This window comes from Nonomuraea angiospora, assembly GCF_014873145.1.
GTDB classification, from domain to species: domain Bacteria; phylum Actinomycetota; class Actinomycetes; order Streptosporangiales; family Streptosporangiaceae; genus Nonomuraea; species Nonomuraea angiospora.
Window position 1 is genome coordinate 8,104,766 of the sequence record NZ_JADBEK010000001.1, and the last position, 24,452, is coordinate 8,129,217.

At 70.5% G+C, this 24,452-nt stretch carries 18 protein-coding genes; 8 read left to right on the forward strand and 10 right to left on the reverse strand.

The window, feature by feature from the left end; genetic code table 11:
* Positions 1-64 precede the first annotated feature (64 nt).
* The 3 genes from H4W80_RS37105 to fbaA all read right to left on the reverse strand — a co-directional run bounded on the left by H4W80_RS37105 (position 65) and on the right by fbaA (position 2,923).
* Entirely contained in the window at positions 65-1,348 is a 1,284-nt protein-coding gene (locus H4W80_RS37105; protein WP_185069831.1) for an adenylosuccinate synthase, read from the reverse strand.
* Positions 1,349-1,455: 107 nt separating this feature from the next.
* Positions 1,456-1,866, reverse strand: coding sequence for a DUF3151 domain-containing protein (locus H4W80_RS37110; RefSeq protein WP_225963867.1), 411 nt, complete (start codon positions 1,864-1,866; stop codon positions 1,456-1,458).
* Positions 1,867-1,900: 34 nt separating this feature from the next.
* Positions 1,901-2,923 carry a class II fructose-bisphosphate aldolase gene (gene fbaA / locus H4W80_RS37115; RefSeq protein WP_192789320.1) on the reverse strand — a complete coding sequence of 341 codons (1,023 nt, stop codon included), beginning with the start codon at positions 2,921-2,923 and terminating at the stop codon, positions 1,901-1,903.
* 108 nt (positions 2,924-3,031) lie between these two features.
* On the opposite strand from fbaA, the gene H4W80_RS37120 reads away from it, so the two are divergent.
* Positions 3,032-3,739, forward strand: coding sequence for a DedA family protein (locus H4W80_RS37120; RefSeq protein WP_192789321.1), 708 nt, complete (start codon positions 3,032-3,034; stop codon positions 3,737-3,739).
* Positions 3,740-3,800: 61 nt separating this feature from the next.
* A complete protein-coding gene (locus tag H4W80_RS37125) occupies positions 3,801-4,211 on the forward strand; it encodes a hypothetical protein (RefSeq protein WP_192789322.1) in 411 nt (136 codons plus the stop codon).
* Between the two features lie 22 nt (positions 4,212-4,233).
* Here H4W80_RS37125 and pyrE read toward each other — a convergent pair whose 3' ends face one another.
* Positions 4,234-4,767 (reverse strand): orotate phosphoribosyltransferase, encoded by a 534-nt coding sequence (gene pyrE / locus H4W80_RS37130; RefSeq protein ID WP_192789323.1) that lies wholly within the window; start codon positions 4,765-4,767, stop codon positions 4,234-4,236.
* Positions 4,768-4,954: 187 nt separating this feature from the next.
* Here pyrE and H4W80_RS37135 point away from each other — a divergent pair, with 187 nt between their 5' ends.
* Together H4W80_RS37135 and H4W80_RS37140 are read left to right on the forward strand one after the other, a co-directional pair.
* Positions 4,955-7,297 (forward strand): sigma-70 family RNA polymerase sigma factor, encoded by a 2,343-nt coding sequence (locus H4W80_RS37135; RefSeq protein ID WP_192789324.1) that lies wholly within the window; start codon positions 4,955-4,957, stop codon positions 7,295-7,297.
* Positions 7,298-7,484: 187 nt separating this feature from the next.
* A complete protein-coding gene (locus H4W80_RS37140; protein WP_192789325.1) occupies positions 7,485-8,702 on the forward strand; it encodes an NYN domain-containing protein in 1,218 nt (405 codons plus the stop codon).
* Between the two features lie 541 nt (positions 8,703-9,243).
* On the opposite strand, the gene H4W80_RS37145 is transcribed toward H4W80_RS37140, so the two are convergent.
* The gene (locus H4W80_RS37145) at positions 9,244-9,873 is read right to left on the reverse strand and encodes a response regulator (protein ID WP_192789326.1); all 630 of its coding nucleotides are present in this window, start codon (positions 9,871-9,873) and stop codon (positions 9,244-9,246) included.
* A 3-nt stretch (positions 9,874-9,876) separates the two neighbouring features.
* Positions 9,877-14,061 carry a HAMP domain-containing protein gene (locus tag H4W80_RS37150; RefSeq protein ID WP_192789327.1) on the reverse strand — a complete coding sequence of 1,395 codons (4,185 nt, stop codon included), beginning with the start codon at positions 14,059-14,061 and terminating at the stop codon, positions 9,877-9,879.
* A 600-nt stretch (positions 14,062-14,661) separates the two neighbouring features.
* On the opposite strand from H4W80_RS37150, the gene H4W80_RS37155 reads away from it, so the two are divergent.
* Positions 14,662-15,726: a PP2C family protein-serine/threonine phosphatase gene (locus tag H4W80_RS37155; protein ID WP_318787239.1), complete on the forward strand. Its 1,065-nt coding sequence runs from the start codon at positions 14,662-14,664 to the stop codon at positions 15,724-15,726.
* 98 nt (positions 15,727-15,824) lie between these two features.
* Here the strand turns inward: H4W80_RS37155 and H4W80_RS37160 are convergent, their stop codons facing one another.
* The 3 genes from H4W80_RS37160 to rho all read right to left on the reverse strand — a co-directional run bounded on the left by H4W80_RS37160 (position 15,825) and on the right by rho (position 20,233).
* Complete coding sequence (locus H4W80_RS37160) at positions 15,825-17,597, reverse strand: S9 family peptidase (RefSeq protein ID WP_192789329.1); 1,773 nt, start codon at positions 17,595-17,597, stop codon at positions 15,825-15,827.
* 144 nt (positions 17,598-17,741) lie between these two features.
* Positions 17,742-18,782, reverse strand: a complete 1,041-nt coding sequence (locus H4W80_RS37165; RefSeq protein ID WP_192789330.1) for a putative RNA methyltransferase — start codon at positions 18,780-18,782, stop codon at positions 17,742-17,744.
* A 344-nt stretch (positions 18,783-19,126) separates the two neighbouring features.
* Positions 19,127-20,233 carry a transcription termination factor Rho gene (rho, locus tag H4W80_RS37170; RefSeq protein WP_192789331.1) on the reverse strand — a complete coding sequence of 369 codons (1,107 nt, stop codon included), beginning with the start codon at positions 20,231-20,233 and terminating at the stop codon, positions 19,127-19,129.
* Between the two features lie 409 nt (positions 20,234-20,642).
* Here rho and H4W80_RS37175 point away from each other — a divergent pair, with 409 nt between their 5' ends.
* The 3 genes from H4W80_RS37175 to H4W80_RS37185 are packed head-to-tail and all read left to right on the forward strand — an operon-like array spanning position 20,643 to position 22,482.
* Positions 20,643-20,792 carry a hypothetical protein gene (locus H4W80_RS37175; RefSeq protein WP_192789332.1) on the forward strand — a complete coding sequence of 50 codons (150 nt, stop codon included), beginning with the start codon at positions 20,643-20,645 and terminating at the stop codon, positions 20,790-20,792.
* Between the two features lie 30 nt (positions 20,793-20,822).
* The gene (locus H4W80_RS37180) at positions 20,823-21,542 is read left to right on the forward strand and encodes an MBL fold metallo-hydrolase (RefSeq protein WP_318787240.1); all 720 of its coding nucleotides are present in this window, start codon (positions 20,823-20,825) and stop codon (positions 21,540-21,542) included.
* A 25-nt stretch (positions 21,543-21,567) separates the two neighbouring features.
* Positions 21,568-22,482: a TolB family protein gene (locus tag H4W80_RS37185; protein ID WP_192789333.1), complete on the forward strand. Its 915-nt coding sequence runs from the start codon at positions 21,568-21,570 to the stop codon at positions 22,480-22,482.
* Between the two features lie 14 nt (positions 22,483-22,496).
* Here the strand turns inward: H4W80_RS37185 and H4W80_RS37190 are convergent, their stop codons facing one another.
* Complete coding sequence (locus H4W80_RS37190) at positions 22,497-24,401, reverse strand: sensor histidine kinase (RefSeq protein ID WP_192789334.1); 1,905 nt, start codon at positions 24,399-24,401, stop codon at positions 22,497-22,499.
* Between the last annotated feature and the right edge of the window lie 51 nt (positions 24,402-24,452).

Here is a 24,452-nt window from a genome sequence, read left to right on the forward strand (position 1 = left end):
GCCAGGCAGGCCGAGGCATCACCCGCCTCGCGGGGCGCCGGGGGTCCGGCGCCCCTGGGCGCGCTCAGACGAGCGAGCGCACCACCACGGTCTGGTCGCGGCCGGGGCCCACGCCGATGGCCGAGATCGGGGCGCCGCTCATCTCCTCCAGCGCCCGCACGTACGCCTGCGCGTTCGGCGGCAGGTCGTCGAACGACTTCGCGCTCGTGATGTCCTCCTGCCACCCCGGCAGCTCTTCGTAGACCGGCACGGCGTGGTGGAAGTCCGTCTGCGTCATCGGGATCTCGTCGTGCCGCACCCCGTCCACGTCGTACGCGACGCACACCGGGATCCGCTCCAGGCCCGACAGCACGTCCAGCTTGGTGAGGAAGTAGTCGGTGATGCCGTTGATCCTGGTCGCGTAGCGGGCGATGACCGCGTCGAACCAGCCGCAGCGCCGGTTGCGGCCCGTGGTGACGCCGTACTCGCCGCCCGTCTGGCGCAGCCACTCGCCGACCTCGTCGGTGAGCTCGGTCGGGAAGGGGCCGGAGCCGACCCGGGTCGTGTACGCCTTGAGGATGCCGATGATCTTGGTGAGGCGGTTCGGCGGGATCCCGGCCCCGGCGCAGGCGCCCCCGGAGGTCGGCGAGGAGGACGTGACGAAGGGGTAGGTGCCGTGGTCGATGTCCAGCAGCGTGCCCTGGCCGCCCTCCAGCAGCACGAACTTGCCCTCGTCCAGCGCCTTGGAGAGCACCAGCGAGGTGTCGGCGATGTGCGGCTTGAGGCGCTCGGCGTAGGCGAGGTACTCCTCCAGGACCGCCGCGGGCTCGATGCCGCGCCGGTTGTAGACCTTGGTCAGCACCTGGTTCTTCTCGCCCAGCGCGACCTCGATCTTCTTGGCCAGGATGCCGGGGTCGAGCAGGTCCTGGACGCGCACGCCCATGCGGGCGATCTTGTCGCCGTACGCCGGCCCGATGCCGCGGCCCGTGGTGCCGATCCTGGCCTTGCCGAGGTAGCGCTCGGTGACCTTGTCCAGGGCCTTGTGGTGCGGCATGATCAGGTGCGCGTTCGAGGAGATCAGCAGGCGCTCGGCGGAGATGCCGCGCGCGGCGAGCCCGTCGATCTCGCTCAGCAGCACGCCGGGGTCGATGACCACGCCGTTGCCGATCACGGGGACCACGTCGGGCGACAGGATTCCCGTCGGTAGAAGGTGCAACGCGTATTTCTGGTCCCCGATGACCACGGTGTGTCCCGCGTTGTTGCCACCCTGATAGCGGACGACGTAGTCGACGTCGCCACCGAGCAGGTCGGTGGCCTTGCCCTTGCCCTCATCGCCCCACTGGGCGCCTACGAGAACGGCAGCCGGCATGGTTCAGTCTCCCGTGCACAAAACGAAAACCCCTGGCGCAAGCGCGACAGGGGCTCTTGCGTAGAGAGACTACCCGAACGTGCCTATTCGTCCCAAGACAGCGAGCACTAACCCTTGGTGAGCGCCTCGTAGCCCGTCTCGGTGCTGTCCTTGAGGAACTGTATGCATCGTTCGGCCTCGTCCTTCTCGCCGATCGCCTGGGCGGCCCTGGACAGGGCGTACAGGCAGCGCAGGAAGCCCCGGTTGGGCTCGTGCTCCCAGGGGATGGGCCCGTGTCCCTTCCAGCCGTTGCGCCGCAGCGCGTCGAGCCCGCGATGGTAGCCCGTGCGGGCGAAGGCGTAGGAAGTGACGGCGTGCCCTTGTGCGAAGTACTCTTCCGCGAGCGTTGCCCAGGCCGCCGGGAAGGCGGGGAAACGGGCGGCCACGTCCGCGGCCTTGGCTCCGGATTCGAGCGCCTCCCTGGCCTCGGGCAGATCCGGCAGTTGAGTCGGGGGCGGCCCGGCGAGAAGGTTATCCATAGGACAAGTCATACCCGCCGGGCCCCGAAACTGGCTAGGAGATCTTCGTCCCAGCGCTCTTGAGGTTCTCGCACGCCTCCACGACGCGCTTGGCCATGCCGGCCTCGGCGCTCTTGCCGTAGGAGCGCGGGTCGTACGTCTTCTTGTTGCCCACGTCGCCGTCGACCTTGAGCACGCCGTCGTAGTTGCGGAACATGTGGTCCGCGATCGGCCTGGTGAAGGCGTACTGGGTGTCGGTGTCGATGTTCATCTTGACGACGCCGTACGAGATCGCCTCGTGGATCTCCTCCAGCGACGAGCCGGAGCCGCCGTGGAAGACCAGGTCGAACGGCTTGTCCTTGCCGTACTTGGCCGCGACCGCCTCCTGGATGTCCTTCAGCACGCCCGGGCGCAGCTTGACGTGGCCCGGCTTGTAGACGCCGTGGACGTTGCCGAACGTGGCGGCCAGCAGGTAGCGGCCCTTCTCGCCGATCCCGACGGCCTCCGCGGTGGCCAGCGCGTCCTCGGGGGTCGTGTAGAGCTTCTCGTTGATCTCGCCGACGACGCCGTCCTCCTCGCCGCCGACGACGCCGATCTCCATCTCCATGATGATCCGCGCCCTGGCGGACTTCTCCAGGAGCTCCTTGGCGATCTCCAGGTTCTCCTCCAGCGGCACGGCGGAGCCGTCCCACATGTGGGACTGGAAGAGCGGGTCGAGGCCCTTGGAGACCCGTTCCAGGGAGATGTCGAGCAGCGGCCTCATGAAGCCGTCGAGCTTGTCCTTCGGGCAGTGGTCGGTGTGCAGCGCCACCGTCACGGGATATTTGGCGGCCACCACCCGCGCGTACTCGGCCAGCGCCGTGGCCCCCGTGACCATGTCCTTGACGGTCGCGCCGGACAGGAACTCGGCGCCGCCCGTGGAGACCTGGACGATGCCGTCGCTCTCGGCCTCGGCGAAGCCCCGCAGAGCGGCGTTCAGCGTCTGCGATGAGGTCACGTTGATCGCCGGGTAGGCGAATCCGCCGGCCTTGGCCCGGTCGAGCATCTCAGCGTAGACCTCTGGAGTCGCAATAGGCATGATTCATCTCCCTGAGAAGTAACGGCTTCGCGCAGGCCCAGTATCCCGACTCACTACCCCGTGTGGTAGACACAACGCGTTTGTCGCCTCTACAGGTAGGCTCTCGGCGTGGACTGGCTCTGGAATCTCCTCGACCCGACGTGGTGGCTGACCGTGTTGGGGGCTTTCGCGACGATCGGCGTTCTCGCCATCATCTTCGCCGAAACGGGCTTGCTGCTCGGGTTCTTCCTCCCCGGCGACTCGCTGCTGGTGGCCGCGGGGATTTTCAGCTCGGCCTCGGTGGCCGCGGGAATGAACATCGAGCCGCTCTCCTTTCCCGTCCTGTTGATCGGCACGCCCCTGTGCGCCATTGCCGGCGCCCAACTCGGGCATTTCCTGGGGGCCAGGTTCGGTCGCAGGCTCTTCGACAAACCTGATTCGCGCTTGTTCAAGAGGGAGCACGTCGTCAGGGCCGAGGAGTTCTTCCAGAAGTTCGGTCCGGCCAGGGCGGTGATCCTGGCCAGGTTCGTGCCGATCGTGCGCACGTTCATGAATCCCGTCGCGGGCGTGCTGGAGATGCCGGCCAAGCGTTTCTTCCTGTGGAACGTCGTCGGCGGCGTCGTCTGGGTCGAGGGCCTGCTGCTGCTCGGTCACTTCCTCGGCAGCAAGGTCGACCCCAAGCAGATCGACAGGTACATCCTGCCGGGCGTCTTCGTCATCGTGTTCATCTCGCTGATCCCGATCATCGTCGAGGTGATCAAGAAGCGCAGGGAGCACAAGAACCTTCCCGAGCCCAACGGCAAACACCACCGCGTGCCGACCGACAGCCAGTTCTGAGCCGAAACCCGGGGGTTACCCGGGGTACGCTCCCCCTGTGGGACGCCACAGGTCAGATCCGATGGGCGTCGCCCGCTTGGCGCTCGCCGTCCTCGCCGCGGGCGCCGTGGTGACGCTGCTGGTCATCGGCGGCCGCGCGCTGTTCGGCTCGTTCGGCGCGACGCCGCCCGAACGCGAGCGCGCCTCGGCCGTCACGCCCGGCCCCGCCGCGGAGACCACCGCGCGGGTGCCGACCGTGCACATCGAGTGCGTGGCCGACACCTGCCCCATCGTCACCGTACGCGTGCCGGGCGGCGACGTGCTGCAGTATCGCGAGATGAGCCGGGGCGAGGAGGTCAGCTACTACGAGCCGGAGCTCGACGTCGTGCTCAGCGACGCGGGCACCGTCCGCGTCACCGAGAACGGCAAGCCGCGCGAGCAGGGGAAGGCCGGCGCGCGCGAGGCGTTCACCGCCAAGGCGTCCGGCGCCTGACGACGGCGGTGTCCCGAGAGTCTCAGAGCCCGAGGTCGTCGAGGGTGAAGACCGAGCGGTACTCCAGGCCCTCGCCGGTGATGCGCTCCCGCGCGCCCCGGTCGACGATCGTGGCCACGGCCACCACCTCGGCCCCCGCCTCGCGCAGCGCCTCCACGGCCGTCAGCGGCGAGGAGCCCGTCGTGGAGGTGTCCTCGACGGCCAGCACCCGCCGCCCCTTCACCTCGGGCCCCTCGATCCGGCGCTGCATGCCGTGCTGCTTCTGCGCCTTGCGCACCACGAACGCGTCGAGCGTGCGCCCGCGCGCCGCCGCCGCGTGCAGCATCGCGCCCGCGACCGGGTCGGCCCCCAGCGTGAGCCCGCCCACCGCGTCGAACTCCAGGTCGGCCGTCAGGTCGAGCATCACCCGGCCGACGAGCGGCGCGGCCACGCCGTCGAGGGTGATGCGGCGCAGGTCGAGGTAGAAGTCGGCCTCCATGCCGGAGGAGAGGGTGACCTTGCCGTGGACGACGGCCTTGCTCTTGATCTCGGCCAGCAGGTTGTCGCGATCCGTCATGCGCCCAAGCTTATGGCTCCGGCCGCGGGACCCGTCGCGGCGGCCTCAAACCTTCCGAAGGTAAAGGCGCGGGCGCGGTTTAGTGCCGACGGGGAGTGCGGAATGAATGCGCGAGACAACCCCGTGTAATCGAGAGGTCACTATGGGTGTCGGAACTCCGCAAAGCGACGCAGAGCTTCTCCAGCAGGTGAGAGCGGGCAACGCCGCCGCCTACGGAAAGCTCTACGAGCGCCACGTCGCGGCCGCCCGCGCGCTGGCCAGGCAGCTCGTCAGGCGCACCGAGGTCGAGGACGTGGTCGCGGAGTCGTTCACGAAGATCCTCGGCCTGGTCGGCAGGGGCGGCGGCCCCGAGTCCGGCTTCCGTACCTATCTGCTGACCGTGGTGCGGCGCACGGTTCACGACCGCTCCAGGATCGAGAGCCACCAGGTGACCACGGGCGAGATCGAGGAGTACGACCCGGGGGTGCCGTTCGTCGATCCGGCGCTCGTGGGGCTCGAGAAGTCGCTGATCGCCAAGGCGTTCCTGTCGCTGCCCGAGCGGTGGCGGGCGGTGCTCTGGCACACCGAGGTCGAAAGGTGCAGGCCGGCCGAGGTGGCGCCGCTGCTGGGCCTGTCGCCCAACGGCGCGGCGGCGCTGGCGTACCGGGCGAGGGAGGGGCTGCGGCAGGCGTACCTGCAGATCCACCTGGGCTCGCCGCCCAAGCACGACTGCCGGCCCGTCCTCGGCAAGATGGGCGCGTACGTCCGCGACGGGCTGACCAGGCGCGACGCCAAGGAGGTCGACGAGCATGTGGGCGCCTGCGAGGAGTGCAACGGGGTCCTGCTGGAGCTGACCGACGTCAACCGCGGGCTGCGCGTCATGGTCGGCCCGCTGGTCGCGGGGCCGATCTTCGGCGGGTACGCAGCGACGCTGGCGAAGTCGGCCGCGGGCGGCCGCGGGGCGAGCGGGCTGCTGCGAAGGTTCGGCGGCGGCGGCGCGGGCGGGCTGCTGCGGAGGTTCGGCCGGCTGTGGCGGGGGCCCAGGCGCCAGCAGGCCGCGATGGCCGGCAGCATGGCCGTCACGGTGGCCGTGGCGGCCGGGCTGCTGCTGTTCACCGACGAGAAGCCGATCTCGAGGCCCACCGCCGCCGTGCCGGTCGCGGGGCCGCCGCCGTTCGCGGGCGAGCCGATGCCGGCGCCCGTGCCCGTGCCCTTGCAGAGCGAGGAGCCCGCGCGGGTCCGGCCGCCGGCCAGGAGCCCGGCCAAGATCAAGGAGCCGGGCAAGGCGCGGCTGCGTGCCACCGTCGAGGCGCTGGGGTCGCTCGTACGAGCCCGGCCCGGCATCGTCGGCCTGCGCCTGCGCAACTACGGCGAGGCGCCCAGCGAGGAGCTGACGGCGCTCGTGGACCTGCCCTCCGGCGTGACGCTCGTCCCGCCCGCCCGGCACGACGACCACGACACCGTGCGCGCCGCGGACGGGTGGGCGTGCCGCCCCTCGGGGCACGACGCGCGGTGCGCCAGGGCGCCCCTGGCGGCGGGGCAGGGCACGGCGCTGTTCCTGCGGGTACGCGTGGCGGCGCAGGCGCCGCAGGGCGCGGGCCCGGCCGTCCGGGTCGACTCGGGCCCGCTGCGCGTCACGGCGCAGGCGGAGGACGGCGTACGGACGACCGGGGCGCCCGCCAGGTTCGCCACCGACGGGAAGGTGGCCGTCAGGGCGATCGGCAACTCGCTGCTGACCTGCCCCGAGACGGGGTCGGGTTGCGCGGAGGCCAGGTCGCGCCAGCGCGGCCAGCGCGACAACGACCTCTGGCCGATGACCGCGCTCGACCAGGACGACAGCTCCGGCACCGGCGCGTCCAGCGGGGCCGAGCTGAGCCTGCCCAAGGGGAGCAAGGTCGTGTGGGCCGGCCTCTACTGGTCCGCGAGCGCGACGACGGCCGGGCCCATCAAGGTCAGGCCTCCGGGGCGGCGCCAGTACACGCTGGTCAAACCCGACGACGTGGCGCTCCGCGAGCTGCCGTCGGGGCCCGTCTACCAGGCGTACGCCGACGTCAGCGAGCTGGCCGCCGCCTCGCAGCGGAACGGAACGTGGTGGGCGGCCGACATGCCCATGGAAGAAGGGGTGTCCCGGCACGCCGGATGGAGCCTGGTGCTGATCGTCACGGATCCCGCGGAGCCGTACAGCCAGGCCATGGTCCTCGACGCGGCCACCGTGGTCGGCGGGCCGGCGCGGCGGGTGCGCATCCCGCTCGGCGGGCTGAGCCCGGCCGCCTCGCCCGCCAGGGTCGAGCTGGTGACGTGGGAGGGGGACGCCGACCTCAAGGGCGACAAGGTCTCGCTCGGGTCCGGCGCGATCGCCCCCGAGGGCGGCGATCGGGACGCCTCCAACGTCTTCGACGAATCCTCGACCGGCGCGGCGGAGATGACGTTCGGCGTCGACGTCGACACGGTCGGGGCCGAACTCGGGGCGGATCCGGGGCTGACGATCGCGACGGACAAGGACGTCGTGCTGTTCGGGGTGGCCGCGTTGAGCGTCCGCGCACGATCATGACCGTTAACGGGACAAACTGGTACGGTCTGCCTGAATGGTCAGGGGTGGCAGCGGGGCGATGCCGAATCGTCGGGATTAACCCCCGCGCGATCACCAGCTTTCATTACCCTGAGAGAGGGCCGCCGAGTCCGGTCTCTGACGGTGCAGAGCCAGCCAGGACGGACCACCAGGAAAGGGGCGGTGCTAAGTGGATCGCTGTGCGCTGTTCGTGGACGCCGGCTATCTGCTGGCCGATGGCGCGATGGCCGTGCACGGCACGCGTCATCGCGAAGCGGTTGCCTGGGACTACCCGGGGCTGCTCCAGCTGATGACCAGCCTGTCGCGCGAGCGCACCGGCCTGCCGCTGCTGAGGTGCTACTGGTACGAGGCGACGGTCGAAGGCCGTCGCACGCCGGAGCACGACGCGTTGGCCGACATACCGGGCCTCAAGCTCAGGCTGTCGCGCATCCGGCCGGGCCGGCGCGAAGGCGTCGACGCCCAGGTCCACCGCGACCTCATGACGCTCGCCCGCAACAACGCCATCTGCGACGCGGTGGTCGTGAGCGGGGACGAGGACCTGGCCCAGGTCGTGTGCGACGCGCAGGACCTCGGCATCAGGGTCAGCGTGATCCACATCGCGGCCGACGGCGGCTGGGCCGTGTCGCGGTCGCTGCGCCAGGAGTGCGACGACCTGGTCGAGCTGGGCGCCGTCCACCTGCGCCCCTACGTCAGCCTCGTGGCGGGCATCACCGAGTCGTCCAACGGGCACCAGCCGGTCAGCAACGGGCAGGCCGCCCATTCGCTGCCGCCCGCCCAGCCGTCGCTGCCCCCATCCCTGCCCTCGTCGCTGCCCCCGCTGCCGCCGTCCAGCGGCAGCCACGCCGCCGGCTCCTCCTCGACGCCGTCCTCGTCCAACGGGTCCTCCTCCGGGCGCGGGCAGTCGTCCACGCCGCCCGTGCTGCCGACGTACGCCAGCTACCAGCCCGAGCAGCCGCCGGCCACGCCGGCGCCACCGGCCGCCCCGGCCACCGGGCCCATCCAGTCGCAGTCGCAGTCGCCCAGCACCGGGCAGTTCGCCAGCCCGTCGTCCAGCGGCACCTACCAGCCCGCCCAGCTGGGGCCGTACACGGGGCCGCAGCCCGCGCCCGTCACCCCGCCGTCCGCGGCCACCGCCGGCGCCACCACGCTGGCGGACGCGGTCAAGTCCGCCCACCGGGAGGGGCACGACTTCGGCGAGTCCGTGGCGCGCGACGCGCCCGCGCTGTGGCTGGAGGCGGTGCTGGCGCGCAAGCCGCGAATGCCTTCGGACCTGGAGGCGCGGTTGCTGCAGGGGTCTTCCCTGCCGATCGACTTCCTGCTGCACGACGAGGTACGGCATGCGCTGAGACGCGGCTTCTGGGACGCCTTGGAACGCGCCCGCCACTGACCCACCCCCCAGCCACCCCGCCCCACCGGCCACTTCCCCACCTCACCGGCCAGCCTTACCCACTCCCGCTTCGCCACCCGCCCCCGCCGGCCAGCCCACGGCTCCCGCCTCGCTCACCCACGTGACCTTCCGGCATGGAGCTTTCCGGCCGCAGCACTTCCCACTACAGAAATCCTGGCAACTGGGCTTCCCGTTACGCGACCGCTCCGGCCTCCTGGCCGAGCCGCTCCGTGGCCGCTCCCACGCACCAACGCCTCGCCACGCACGGCCGCCTCCGCCACCGATCCTCACGCCCCAGCACCGGCCCGCCTCCAGCAACGCCCGTCCCCAGCGCTGGCCCGTCCCTAGCGGCGACGCGCCTGCGGCACCCGGCCCGCCCGTGATTCTGGCCCGCTCTGAGCGCCGTTCGCGTTGGGCCGGGCCGCGCCGTCCGGCCGCTCGCCGACGCGGCGCTTGAGAAGCGGAGGCGGCGGTGCGGTGTTCCGGGGCGGTGCTTGGCGTGTGAGCCGACGTCGGTCGGGAGGCAGGGGCAGGGTCAGGGTCAGGAGATGGCGTCGAAGCCGGCGCGGAGGTGGTTGAGGCGGTCCGTGAGGTCGGACAGGGGGACGGAGAGGGCCGGGTCCTGGGACTTGCGGGCCAGCTCCCGCACCCGCGCCAGCTCGTCCTCCACCGCCGTCAGCCGCCGCGACAGCTCGGGCAGCACCGAGGCGTGGTCGCCGACCCCAGGCGGCAGTTCGCCGCTGACGCGGTCGCGGAGCAGGGACGCCTGCTCGGCCAGCCGCTTGTTCATGTTGTACAGCTCCGTGAACACCGACACCTTCGCCCGCAGCACCCACGGGTCGAACGGCTTGGTCAGGTAGTCGACCGCGCCGGCCGCGTAGCCGCGGAAGGCGTAGTCGGGCGCGCTGTCCACCACGGTCAGGAAGATGATCGGGATGTTCCTGGTCCGCTCCCGCCGCTTGATGTGCGCGGCCGTCTCGAAGCCGTCCATGCCGGGCATGCGCACGTCCAGCAGGATCAAGGCGAACTCGGTGTTGAGCAACGCCTTGAGGGCCTCCTCGCCCGATCTGGCACGCACCGGCACCAGGTCGAGCGAGGAGAGGATGGCTTCGAGGGCGATCAGGTTCTCCTCGCGGTCGTCAACGAGGAGAATCTTGGCGCGATCCGGCATCGATCACGACCCTTCGGCTGCTGAGGCTGACGAGTCGGACATGGACCCGCGCCCGCGGCTCAGCCAGCCGCGCAGGCGTTCGAGCAGACGGTCCACGTCCACCGGCTTGGGGACGTAGTCGGACGCGCCGGAGGCGATGCTCTTCTCGCGATCGCCCCGCATGACCTTGGCGGTCAACGCGATGATCGGCAGGTCGGCGAACTGAGGCATGCGCCGGATGGCGGAGGTGGTGGCCCAGCCGTCCATCTCCGGCATCATGATGTCCATCAGCACGAGCGCGACGTCCTCGTTTCGTTCGAGCTGCTCGATCCCCTCCCGACCGTTTTCAGCGTAGACGACCGTGGAACCGTGTCGTTCCAGGACGCTGGTCAACGCGAACACGTTACGGATGTCGTCGTCCACGATGAGGATCTTGGCACCGCTGAGCGGGTCGTCGCCCTGCCACTGGACCGGCGTCTCCACCGGCTCGACCAGCTCCGGCATCGGCAGGTCGAGCGGCAGCGGCGGCTCGGGCGCGACCGCGGCGGCCGACTCCTCCGCCGGCGCCGTCATCAGCTGGCGGCGGGCCACGCCGCCGTCGGTGGCGGCCAGCGGGCCGGTGTAGGAGGCCGGCAGGTAGAGCGTGAACGTGCTGCCCTTGCCCAGCTCGCTGTCCACGTGGATCTCGCCGCCGAGCAGCCTGGCGATGTCGCGGCAGATCGCCAGGCCCAGGCCCGTGCCGCCGTACTTGCGGCTCGTCGTGCCGTCGGCCTGTCTGAACGCCTCGAAGATGACGTCGCGCTTGTCGGGCGCGATGCCGATGCCGGTGTCGATCACCTGGAAGGCGAGCAGGTCGTCGGCGCCGTGCAGGGTGTCGTCGTCGTAGTCGACCCCGGGCGGGGCCATCGCGACGCGCAGCTTCACCTCGCCCCGCGGCGTGAACTTCACCGCGTTGGAGAGCAGGTTGCGCAGCACCTGCTGCAGGCGCTGCTCGTCGGCGCGCAGCTCCTTCGGCACGTCGGACTCGACGTCGACGCTGAACGACAGCCCCTTGTCCTGCGCCAGCGGCGTGAACGCCGCCTCCAGCAGGTCGACCATCTTCGGCAGCGACACCTGGATCGGGTGGATGTCCATCCGGCCCGCCTCGACCTTGGACAGGTCGAGCATGTCGTTGATGAGCTGGAGCAGCGACGAGCCCGCGCTGTGGATCGTACGGGCGAACTCCACCTGCTGCGAGGTCAGGTTGCCCTCGGCGTTCTCGGTCAGCAGCTTGGCCAGCACCAGCAGGCTGTTGAGCGGCGTGCGCAGCTCGTGGGACATGTTCGCGAGGAACTCGGACTTGTAGCGCGAGGAGACCGCGAGCTGCTCGGCGCGCTCCTCCAGCGTGCGGCGGGCCTGCTCGATCTGGAAGTTCTGGATCTCGATCGCGCGGTTCTGCTTGGCCAGCAGCGCCGCCTTGTCCTCCAGCTCGGCGTTGGACCTGCGCAGCTCCTCCTGCTGGCGCTGCAGCTCGTCGGAGCGCTCCTGGAGCTCCCTGGTGAGCCGCTGCGACTCGGTGAGCAGGTCTTCGGTGCGGGAGTTGGCGATGATCGTGTTCATCGTGACACCGATGGTCTCGACGAGCTGGCGCAGGAAGTCGAGGTGCACCTCGCCGAACGGCGTGAACGAGGCCAGCTCGAGCACGCCGAGCACCCGGCTCTCGAACAGGATCGGCAGCACCACGATCTGCGCGGGCGTGGACTGGCTGAGCCCGCTGTCGATGGTGATGAACTGCGGCGGCACGTCGTCGAGCATGATGTGCCGGCCCTCGGCCGCCGCCTGGCCGACGATGCCCTCGCCGATCGCGAAGCGCTGGCGCGGGCCCTGGCCGGGGCGCACGCCGTACCCGCCGATCAGGATCAGCTCGTGGTCGCCCTCGGGGTCGATGCTGTAGAAGGCGCCGTAGCGGGCCGAGACCAGCGGCGTCAGCTCGCTCATCGTCAGCTTGGCCACCTCGAGCAGGTCGCGGTGGCCCTGCATGAGCCGGGAGATGCGGGCCAGGTTGGACTTGAGCCAGTCCTGCTCCTGGTTGGCCTGGGTGGTCTCGCGGAGGTTGGCCACCATCGAGTTGATGTTGTCCTTCAGCTCCGCCAGCTCGCCCTGCGCCTCGACGGCGATCGAGCGGGTCAGGTCGCCCCGGGCCACGGCGCTGGTGACGGTGGCGATGGCGCGCACCTGCGTGGTGAGGTTGCCGGCCAGCTCGTTGACGCTCTCGGTGAGCCGCTTCCACGTGCCCTCGACGCCCTCGACCCGGGCCTGGCCGCCCAGCTGCCCCTCGGAGCCCACCTCTCGGGCGACTCGGGTCACCTCGGAGGCGAACGAGGACAGCTGGTCCACCATGCGGTTGATGGTGGTCTTCAGGGCCAGGATCTCGCCCTGGGCGTCCACGTCGATCTTGCGGGTGAGGTCGCCGTTGGCCACGGCCGTGGTGACCTCGGCGATGTTACGCACCTGCGAGGTCAGGTTGTTGGCCATGAAGTTGACGTTGTCGGTGAGGTCCTTCCAGACGCCCGAGACGCCGGTCACCCGGGCCTGTCCGCCGAGCTGGCCCTGCGTGCCCACCTCGCGCGCCACTCGGGTGACCTCGTCGGCGAAGGAGGACAGCTGGTCCACCATCGTGTTGAGGGTGTCCTTGAGCTGGAGGATCTCGCCCTGCGCGTCGACGGTGATCTTCTTCGACAGGTCGCCCTGGGCCACCGCCGACGACACGGCCGCGATCTGGCGCACCTGGGAGGTCAGGTTGTTGGCCATGAAGTTGACGTTGTCGGTGAGGTCCTTCCAGACCCCGGACACGCCGCGCACCTGGGCCTGGCCGCCCAGCTGGCCCTCGGTGCCCACCTCCCGGGCGACTCGGGTCACCTCGGAGGCGAACGACGACAGCTGCTCCACCATCGTGTTCATGGTCGACTTGAGCTCGAGGATCTCGCCCTGGGCGTCCACGTCGATCTTGCGGGTGAGGTCGCCGTTGGCCACGGCGGTGGTCACCTGGGCGATGTTGCGCACCTGATAGGTCAGGTTGTTGGCCATCGAGTTGACGTTGTCCGTCAGGTCCTTCCAGACCCCGGACACGCCCTTCACCTCGGCCCGGCCACCCAGCTTGCCCTCGGTGCCCACCTCGCGGGCGACCCGGGTGACCTCGTCGGCGAAGGAGGACAGCTGGTCCACCATCGTGTTGAGGGTGTCCTTGAGCTGGAGGATCTCGCCCTCGGCATCGACGGTGATCTTCTTCGACAGGTTGCCCTGGGCCACCGCCGTCGCCACGGTCGCGATGCTGCGCACCTGGGAGGTCAGGTTGTTGGCCATGAAGTTGACGTTGTCGGTGAGGTCCTTCCAGACGCCCGAGACGCCTGTCACCTGGGCCTGGCCGCCGAGCTGGCCCTCGGTGCCCACCTCGCGGGCGACCCGGGTGACCTCCTCGGCGAAGCCGGACAGCTGGTCGACCATCGTGTTGACGGTGTTCTTCAGCTCGAACATCTCGCCCACGGCGTCGACCGTCACCTTGCGGCTCAGGTCGCCCTTGGCCACCGCGGTGGTCACGACCGCGATGTCGCGCACCTGCGCGGCCACGCGGGACGACATCGTGTTGACGGCCTCGGTGAGGTCGCGCCAGCTCCCCGACATGCCGCGCAGGTTGGCGCTGCCGCCCAGCCGGCCCTCGGTGCCGGCCTCGCGCGCCACCCTGGTCACCTCGCTGTTGAACAGCGCGAGCTGGTCGACCATGCCGTTGATGGCCTTGCCCAGGCGGCGCACCTCGCCCCTGGCGGAGCGGTCGAGGTCGATCCGGCGTGACAGGTCGCCCTTGGCGACCGCGTCGATCACGTCGGCCGCGCCGCTCACGGGGCTCACCAGGGCGTCGATCAGCTGGTTGACCGACTCGACGCTCTCCGCCCACGCGCCGACGCCCGGCCCGGGCGTCAGCCGCTCGCCGAACCGGCCCTCCCTGACGACCTCTTTACGAACGCGCACCAGCTCGTTGGCCAGGTGTTCGCGGCGGTCGGCCACTTCGTTGAGCAGCAGCCGGACCTCGCTGAGGATCCCGGGAGGCGCGTGGGGGACACGACGCCGGAAATCACCGTCCCGCCAGGAGAAAAGAGTCTCGAGGATGGGAATGAGATCCGACTCGGTGTAGGTCCTCTCCTCCGGGCTTGGCGCGGCCTTGGCCGTGGTCATGGGGCCTCCTTCACTCGCGGCGGGCTCCGGCGAGTGATTCAAGTCTGTCACGATGAGTAGCTCGTAGTCCTGTCCTTGGATTTACCCCAAGTCAGCTGGAAGTGTGGTAGGCACGGTGGGATGACTGCTTCTCCCCATGCGGTGCTCGCTGCGACGTTCGCGCCGGGCGATACCGCTGTGACGGCTGCGATGAGGTTCACGCGCGAAGTGATGACCGCGTGGGCCACCGGTGGCGTGCTCCATACCGCCGAACAAGTCGCGGGGGATCTCGCCGAGCAGGTCGCTGACGAGCCGTTTGAGGTGATCTGGAAGCATCTCGGGGATGGCGTACAGGTAGAACTGAGGCAGCGCAGCCTCTCACAGGGCGATCCGAAAGCTCCTTCCGCGAATGTCGAAGAGTGGGGAGTCACCTTCACGGGCGAGTCCCGTGTCCATTGGGCTAGGCTCACGCTACCTGGCTCTCCGGACAGGGTGGCAGCCGAATGGTTGGAGGAGAGCGCCCGAGGGCCACACTGGCTGGGCTTCCTCGCCGATGCGAGCGATCTGCTCGCGGGCACGCTCGACCCGGACATGGTACCTGCCATCATCGCCCAAGTCGTAGTGCCGCGTTTGTCCAGCTGGTGCGCCGTCTACACCTCCGACGGCTCCACCGGTCCGATGCGGCTGGTCTATCTCTGGCACGCCGACGAGGCCAGGATCGACGGGCTGCGGGAGCAGCTCGCCGACATGGACGTCGCCGCCGCCGACGCCAGGGTCACCTCGACCGTCCACCTGGCCGACTCGCAGGTGCTCGCGGTGCCGCTCACGGCGCGCGGGCGCGGGCTCGGCATGATGTGCCTGGGCCGGCCCGACCGCTTCCCCGACGACGTCATCCAGTTCGCCGAGGACATCAGCAGGCGTGCCGCGCTGGCCATGGACAACGCCCGGCTCTACGCCCAGCAGGCCGCCGCCAACCGGGCGCTCCAGCGCAGCCTGCTGCCGCCCAACGAGCCCGAGGTCCCGGGGCTCGACTACGGCGTCATCTACGAGCCCGCCGGCGAGACCAACGAGGTCGGCGGCGACTTCTACGACCTGTTCAAGGCGGGCGACGACTCGTGGCGGTTCGCGATCGGCGACGTGTGCGGCACCGGCCCCGAGGCCGCCGCCGTGACCGGGCTCGCCCGCCACACGCTGCGGCTGCTGGCCCGCGAGGGCTATGGCGTCGCCGCCGTGCTCGGGCGGCTCAACCAGGCGATCCTGGAGGAGGGCGAGCGCGCCAGGTTTCTCACTCTGCTGCACGGCGACATCACGCCCGTCTCGACCGGGCTGGAGGTGCGCCTGGTCTCGGCCGGGCACCCCGAGGCGCTGCGGCTCAAGCCGAGCGGCAAGGTGGAGGCCGTGACCACGCCGCAGTCGCTGCTGGGGGTCTTCCACGAGGTCATGTTCGAGGCCGACACGGTGCACCTGGAGCACGGCGACGTGCTGCTGGCGGTGACCGACGGGGTGACGGAGCGGCGCTCGGGCGGCCGGCTGCTCGACGACGACGGCGGGCTGGCCAAGCTGCTGGCCGAATGCGCCGGGCTGTCGGCCAGGGCCGTGGCCGAGCGCATCCGCAGGGGCGCCGCCGACTTCGCCTCGGAGCCGAGCCAGGACGACCTGGCCATCGTGGTGCTGCGCGCCCGCTAATCCGCTCAACAACGCCTCCCTGTGACAGCGTCGCCACATGCTGTCACCGGGAGAGTCCGACGGTCAAGTCGATCGGTCAGCGAACTTTTTATAGTGTGTCAAATGTCACTGTGATGCAGGTGCTTCCTGGCGAAGTCGAGCTGGAGCGCGGTCTGCGCGATCCGCTCCGCCACCACGAGCGAGCCGCCGATGGCGTCGTACATGTAGACCTCGTGCTCGCGTCCGTGTTCGGCCAGCTTGGCCACGTACTTCTCGATCTGGCGCAGCGGGCAGCGCGAGTCGTTCTCGCCCGCGAGGATCAGCAGCGGGCTCTTGACCTGGTCGACGTAGGTGATGGGGGAGCTGGCCGCGTACTGCTCCGGCTGCTCGTCGGGTGAGCCGCCGAGCAGCGCGCGGTGGTAGGCGCGCAGGCTCTCCGCCTCGTCCTCGTACGAGGTCTGGTGGCAGGCGATCGGCACCGCCGCGATGCCGGCCGCCCACAGCTCCGGCTGGGTGCCGAGGCCGAGCAGCGTGAGATAGCCGCCCCAGGCCGCGCCGGCCAGCACGATCCGGTTGGGGTCGGCGATGCCGCGGTCGACCACGACCTGGCGTACGGCGGCCACGTCGGCCAGCTCGATGTGCCCGACGTCGCCGTGCAGCGCGTCGCGCCAGGCGGAGCCGTACCCGGTCGAGCCCCGGTAGTTGACCCGCACCACCGCGAACCCCGCGTCCACCCAGGCCGCGACCTCCGGCGAGAACGCGTCGCGGTCGTGCGCCGTCGGGCCGCCGTGCAGCAGGAAGACGGCCGGGTAGGGGGCGACGCCCGTCTCGGGCTTGGAGACCAGCGCGTGGATGCGGCCGCCCTCGCCCTCGACGTCGATGTCCTCGACGGGGACGCTCGGCGGGGCGGGCGGGCCGCCGGGGTTGACCACGACCTGGCCGCTGCTGGAGCGGATGACCGGCGGGCGCGAGGCACTGGACCAGGAGTATTCGACGTGGCCGCCGGGCCGGGGCGCCGCCTCGTCGATCACGCCGTGCGGCGTGTCGATGAGCGTCAGGCCGCCGCCCGCGAGGTCGTAGCGGTGCAGGTACGTGCGGGCGCGGTTGTCGCGCAGAATGAGCAGGCCGCGGCCGTCGTCGTACCACTCGGCGTTCAGGTCGCCGGGGTCCCTCAGCCAGATCTCGCGCTGCTCGCCGCTCACCGGGTCCCAGACCAGGGGCTCGTGGCGCTGGCGGCGCTCGTGCAGGGCCAGCAGGCGGCGGTCGCCGACGACGGGGGCGAAGTGCAGGCCGGTGACGCCCTTGGTGGGCCCGTCGTACAGCTCGCCCACCGTCTCGCCGCTCGGGCGGACGACGCGGAGCGCGGGGTGGCGGAAGTCGCCGTACTCGCCGTGGTTGATCGCGATGAGCGAGCCGTCGAGGGACATGTCGGCCACCCAGGCGGCCTCGGTGTGCTCGTACAGGAGCGTCGCCGGGCCGCCGACGCGGACGACATGGATCCTGAACGTGCCCTCGCTGGCCATGCTGATCGCCGCGACGCCCGTCGTGGACAGGGCGATGCCGCCGGGCTGGCCCGGCGGCAGGTCGGGGGCGACCGGCTCGTTGGGGCCACCGGCGAACGGCTGGCGCCACCACACGCCGAACTCGTCGCCGTCGGTGTCGGCGAACCAGTAGATCCACTGGCCCGTGGGGTCGATGGCGGCGTACGCGGTGCCCTTCGGGCGGTCGGTGACCTGGCGGACGGCGCCGGTGACGCGCTCCCAGGCGTAGACCTCCCAGGTGCCGGTGGCGTTGGAGCGGTAGATGGAGCGGTTGGGGGCCTGGCGCGCCCAGGACGGCAGCGTCATGCGCGACGCGCGGAACCTGGCCTGCCAGCGTTCCTCCGCCTTCATCCGGTGCGCCCCCTCCCATTGATGTCCCGTGCCTCCGGGCGCGGGATGCCGTCCAGTATTGCGCGTGTGCCGGGGAAAAACTCGGAGAATGTGGGGGAATTTCGGACTAAATGCCCCATCAGTAACACCAGTCCCACATGCCCGTCAAGATACGGGTCTTGATCGGGGTACGGGCTCGAAGATAGACACGTGAAACGCGGCGTGCGTTACTACTTTTTGCTGTCCGTTCATGACATTTCGGGAGATAAATCCCGCTATTCGCCTGTCAAGCTCGGCTGTGTCGGTATGCCACGCACTCGGGCCCATCCCGACCACCTGGGCGATGTCGTCATGCCCCAGCTCCATCTCGAACTCGACCGAACGTCGCTCCACCTCGGCGAAGCCCTCCAGGCTCCGCGCCAGCCGGCGCTCCTTCTCCTCGTCCACGGAGAGCAGCCCGAGCTCCTCGACCAGCGGGCTCAGATGCCGCGCCGCCGGGGTCACGACCACCGCGACGCCGCCGGCCCGCAGGATCCGCCTGAACTCGGGCCCGTTCCTGGGCGCGAACACGTCCATCACCACATCGGCCACCCCATCCCTGATGGGGAGCGGACGCCACACGTCGGCCACGAACGCCCCTGCCCTGGGATGCACCCGCGCCGCCCGGCGCACAGCGTGCTTCGACACATCGAACGCCATCCCGATGCCATCGTTCACCGCGTCCAACACGGCCGCCAGGTAGTGCCCGGTGCCCGCGCCTGCGTCGACGATCAACGGCGCGGCCCTGCCCTCCGCGCGACGATCGCCGTCGATTTCCGGCACGTACGCGGGATCCGTTGATCCAGCGCCGTAACCGGCCTCCACTCCCGCCCCACGGTACGCCCTCAGCCCCGTGCCGTCATTCGTTTCGGTGGAGTCCTCATGTTCTGCTGGAACGTTCTTGTTGTACGCGTACTTTCGTACGGTTTCTGCTACTGCGTCGTGCAGTGGTGCGTAGTGGCCCGCATCGAGAAATCGCGCCCGCGCTGCCACCATCTCGGGGCTGTCGGCGGTTCCCGGGGGTTTGTTGCCGATCAGGAGACTTACGTAGCCCTGCTTGGCGACGTCGAAGGCGTGCCCTTGGGCGCACCGCAGCGCGCCGGCGTCGAGCCGGAGGGTGGCTCGGCAGACGGGGCACGCTAGGTATTCGACGATATCGGCCAGCATGCCGCCCATTCTCGTCCTACCACCCGGGAACCCTTTCCACGGGGCGGGCGTCACACGGGGCTGGGCTCCTGACGTGGGCGTCCCCGTGCCGCCCTGGATCGAGCGGTGGCGTGCGTGCCTGAAGGGGCGCCGGCGTTGTGGGGTGGCGTGCGTCCTTTGAGGGGCGCGCAGGGTGAGGCGTAGCGCCGCCGAGCGGAGTGTGCGTCGGGTGGTGGCTTGCGTCCCAGGAGGGCGGCGCGGGCTGCGAGGTGGCGTGCCAAGGGATGTGCTCGCGCGTCGGCGGGAGGCTGGGCGCCGTGCGTCCCTTGGGGGCGGGCTTGATGAGAAGAGGTGGACTGCGGGGGTCAGGCGGCGGTGGCGGCCTCGAGGAGGAAGGCGGCGTTGGAGGGGGTGGAGCGGAGCCTGTCGACGAGGATCTCGAGGCCCTGCCGCTTCTCCAGGGCGGTGAGCATGCGCCGCAGCCGCCACACCGCCTGCCGCTCCTCCGTGTGCAGCAGGATCTCCTCCCGCCGCGTCCCCGAGGCGTCCAGGTCCACGGCCGGGAAGAGCCGCCGCTCCGCGAGCTCGCGGACGAGGTGCAGCTCCATGTTCCCCGTCCCCTTGAACTCCTCGTACAGGTTGTTGTCCATCCGCGACCCCGTGTCCACCAGCGCGGTGGCGAGGATGGTGAGGGAGCCGCCGCCCTCGACGTTGCGGGCGGCGCCGAAGAAGCGCTTGGGCGGGTACAGGGCCCCGGCGTCGATGCCGCCGGTGAGGACCCGGCCGCCGCCGGGCGCCAGGTTGTTGTACGCCCGCCCCAGCCGCGTCAGCGAGTCGAGCAGCAGCACGACGTCCTGGCCGGACTCGACGAGCCGCTTGGCGCGTTCGATGGCGAGCTCGGCGACGGCGGTGTGGTCGCGGTCGGGGTGGTCGAAGGTGGAGGAGAAGATCTCGCCGGAGATCGTGGCGCGCATCTCGGTGACCTCCTCGGGCCGCTCGCCCACGAGGAGGACCATGAGGTGCACCTCCGGGTGGTTGCGGGTGATCCCGGCGGCCAGCGCCTGCAGGACCATGGTCTTGCCGGCCTTGGGCGGTGCCACGATGAGGCCGCGCTGCCCCTTGCCGATGGGCGCGAAGAGGTCGATGACGCGCGTGCTGAGCGACTCGGTCTCGATGTTGAGCCGCTCGGTCGGATGTACGGGTGTCAGCTCGGCGAACCCTGGCCGGTCGCGCCACTGCGCGGCGCCGTTGACCGAGGTGACGCCGACGAGCTTGTTGCCGGCGAACGACGCGACGACGTGATCGCCGGGCCGCAGGTCGAACTGCCGTACCTTGTCGGGCGTGAGGCGCACGTCGCCGGGTCCGGGGAGGTGCCCGGCCCGGAGGAACGCGGATTTCTCGCGTACGTCCAGGAGGCCCTCGACCTGGCGGACGGGCACGTCCGCACGCTGCTCAGGAATGTGTACAGACATGGTGAAACCCCTTTGGGGGAATGCGCCGGATCAGCCCGGAAGCGGTCGGGCGCGGTGCGGAAAGAAGGAAGCCGGGCCCCTGGAGAGAACCGGGGCGAGACTCAGATGAAGACCGGCGGAGCCGAAGCTCGACGCCTGGTGGCAAGATACCACACCATCTGGCCCAGTAAACGCCTAGCCCTCTTGGGCTATTCCCGGACCGTTCTCGGAGTTTCTCCCACGGACGCGGGCAGGGGGACGTGACAATGTTCTTCTCGGCACCGTACTGCGAGGAAAATTACCGCACCCGGTGTGCCGGAGGGCATAGGGCCCCCGTCGAAGCAGCGCCATCGTGTCAAGTGACATGCAGGACCCCTGCAACTCGGTGAGGGTTCCATGGAACCAACAGAAAACTCCTTGGGGGAGCACCATGAAGACCGTCAACCACTGCCCGCGGTGCCACCACGAGCTCGACGAGGGCCCGATCATGTACAGGTGCGCGCACTGCTGCCGCGCCGTCTACGCGGCCGACATCGAGAACGAGTTCGTTCCGCGCGAGCAGGTAGCCGTAGCCGCTTAATCTGGGCGAGTGCCGCATACCTCAATAACAGTGTCCGGCGTCGAGGTGACGCCGCTCTGCGACGCCGTAGGTCCCATGGGAGCGGCGATCCGCCGCCCGCTCGCCGAGATGTTCCCCGGTTCCGGGCTCCAGGACGAGCCCTGGGTCCTGCACTTCCACTGCTACCTGATCCGCGACGCGGCCGGTCGGCTGACCCTCGTCGACACCGGCATCGGTGACGAAGACTCACCGGCCGCGAGCTGGGCCCCCGTTCCCGGCACCCTGGCCGGCGAGCTGGCCGCCGCGGGTGTCTCGCCCGCCGAGATCGGCACCGTCGTCCTGACGCACCTGCACAGCGACCACGCCAGCGGCGTGGTGGCCGAGGGCAGGCCCGCGTTCGAGAACGCCCGGTACGTCCTCCAGCAGGCCGAGGTGGACGCCGCCCAGGGCGCCGTGCTCGACCGGCTCCTCACCCCGATCAAGGGGCAGCTGCACGTCGTCGAGGGCCACGCCGAGGTCTCGCCTGGCGTCCACGTGCAGCACGCGCCCGGGCACACGCTGGGCCACCAGATCGCCAGGGTCGGCGACGTGGCCATGACCGGCGACCTCGTGCTCCACCCGGTGCAGCTCGACGACCCGGCCATCCGGTACGCCTACGACGACGATCAGGAGGCGGCCGCGCGCACGCGGACGGAGGTGCTCACGGCGCTCAGGGGCGAGCGAGCGATTCTGGCGACCGCTCACTTCGGCGAGCCGTTCCTGCGTCTGTGAGGTTTTCCCGGCACGATGGGTAGCCATGAAGATACGCGTTGTGACCGGTGTCGCACTCGGCGCCGCTCTGGTAGTCCCGTCGGCGGCGTGGGCGGCGCCCACGCCTGATCTGTCCGGGGCCGCGGTCTACGCGGCGGCAGGCAACCAGCTCAGCCGATACACGGCCGCCGGCGAGTGGCACCCGCTCGCCAGCTTCGGAGCCGCGCAGTTCGCCGCGTCGCCCGACGGCACCAAGGTCGCCTGGATTACCGAGAGCGGCAACCTCAACATCAGGGAGCGCGGCAAGACCAGGACGATCGTCAGCGGTCTCCAGGGCAGCACGCCGTGTCTCACCCCGGTCTGGTCCGCCGACTCGACCAAGGTGGCCTACCCGAGCGCCGACGGCACCATCAACGCCGTCCGGGCCGACGGCAGCAACGCCCCGCGCAAGCTGGGCGTGTCCAAGGGCGTCTGCCACCTCGCCTGGTCGGGGAACGGGCGCTACCTCGCCGGCTACACCAGCACCGGTGACGGGCTCCACCGGCTCGACGCCAAGACGGGCAAGACCGTCGTCGTCAAGGGCGTCAAGTCCATCACCCACGTGCAGAGCCTGTCGCCCGACGGCACCAAGGCGGTCGTGGCGTTCCCCGAGGGCGCGCAGGCGCCCGCCGCCAGGACCTGGCCCACCACGTTCAAGCCGGTCATCCTCGGGATCCCGTCGGGCAAGAGGCTGAAGCTGCCCGCCAAGGGCGACGCGATCGGCGCGTACTACCTGCCGGACGGCCGTCTCGTGATGCGGATGGCCGCCCCGCGCACGCAGCCGGGGCACGCGGCCGCCGCCCACGCGGCCGCCCACGCGCACAACACGCTGGTCGTGTTCGACAGCGCGGGCAACGAGCTCCAGCGGCTGGCCGAGCCGCCCAAGGCCAAGAACCAGGCGCTGCTCCAGGTCGTGCCGTAGGGGCTACCGCCCGCTCATGACCGCCCGCTCATGACCGGCTGATCGGCCAGGAGCGACGAGGGCAGGGAGGCCATCGCGGTCAGGCCGCCGTACGGGGAGGGTGCGAGAGTGACCCTGATGCCGTGCCTGGCCGCGAGCCTGCTCACCACGAACAGGCCGAGCCGGTCGCTCTGCGCCAGGTCGAACTCCGGCATCTTCGCCAGCCGCTCGTTGAGCTCGTCCAGCTCGGCCCTGACCAGGCCGAGACCGCGGTCCTCGACCTCGATCATCAGCCCGTGCGGGGTGGTCGAGGTCCGCAGGTCCACCCTGGTCTGGGGCGGCGAGAAGAGGGTGGCGTTCTCGATCAGCTCGGCCATTAGGTGGGCCACGTCCGTGACCACCGCGCCGAGCAGCGCGACCGGCGGCGGCTGGAGGATCTCGACCCGCTCGTACTCCTCGACCTCCGCCACGGCCGCCCGCAGCACGTCGAGGATCGGCACCGGGTTGCGCCAGCCGCGGCCGGGCGCCTGGTCCGACAGGATGATGAGGCTCTCGGCGTGCCTGCGCATGCGCGTGGTGAGGTGGTCGAGCTTGAACAGGTCCGCCAGGACCTCGGGCTCCTCCGTCGCCCGCTCCATGCTGTCGAGCTGGAGCAGCTGCCGGTGCAGCAGCGACTGGTTGCGCCTGGCCAGGTTGACGAAGACCTGGCTGACGCCGTGCCGGAGCCGGGCCTGGCTCACCGCGGCCGCGACGGCCGTGGACTGCACGTCGTTGAACGCCTGGACGATGTCGCGTACTTCGGAGGTCTGAGACTTGACCTCGATCGGGGCGACCTCGTCGGCGGTGGGCGGGGCCGTGTTCGTGCGCAGCCGCTTGACCAGGCCGGCCAGCCGCACCTCGGCCAGCTCGGTGGCGGCGTCGCGGAGCCCGGCCAGCTCGCGCACCAGCCGCTTGCGGAAGCGCAGCGAGAGAATGATCGACGCGATGACGGCGATCAGGCCGACGCCACCCGCGACCCCGATCTTGATCAGCATGCCGATGGCCGTCGGCGTCACCCGGTTCACCAGGCTCTTGACGGCCAGGGCCTGGTTGCGCTCGACCGCCGCCCACAGGTTCTGGCCGTCGACGGGCCAGGTGGCGGCCGTGACGGGCAGGCCGTTGGTGGCCGCCTGGCCGCGGATGGCATCCTCGGCGTCCAGGAACTCCTTGTAGACCGGTGATTCGGCCAGCCGCGCGTACGGGCCGCGCAGGCCGCGGTCGAGATGCGAGAGCGCCTGCGAGAACAGCAGCCGCCTGGTGGCCACCATCCCCGTGAACGCCTCGTGCTCCCTCGGCTCCACCCGGCCCTTGGCCAGCACGATCGCGACCAGCGCCCGCTCCCTGGACAGCACGTCCTTGGCCTCGCCCAGCATGGTCACCGCCCTGGCCTGCTTGTAGAGGGCCATGTCGGGCACCAGCACCATGGCGTCGTACATGCGGAAGGACGCGTCCACGATCTGGCTGTAGCCGTCGATCACGTCGAGCGGCGCCACGGTCGCGCCGTCCACCTCGCGGCGGACCTCGGTGAGCTGGTCGAGCTTGCTGTTCAGCGCGGCGAGCTGCGCGGTCATCTCCGGTGACAGGTCACGCTGGTTCTTGGCGAGCGTGCGGAACGCCGTCACGGCCTTGTCCGTCTCGCCGCGCTGCTTGGCCATCTTGGCGGCGCCCTGGCCGCTGACCAGGAACTCCACGGAGAACAGCCGCTCGTCCTGCAGCTCGATGTTGACGCGCTCGGACGGGTCGGCCAGGTTGGTCGCCAAGTCCTTGATCGACAGCAGGCGCATGCCGTCGCCGCCGGTCAGGCCCGCGGCGAACGCCCACAGGCCCACGAGGGACAGCAGCGGGACGAACAGGAGGACGAGTAGTTTCACGGCGATGGGGCGACCACGCGTGGGGGGCATGCGACCTCCGGGTGCAAGATGAGATCGCCTCGCAGAGTACACCCCCCTTTG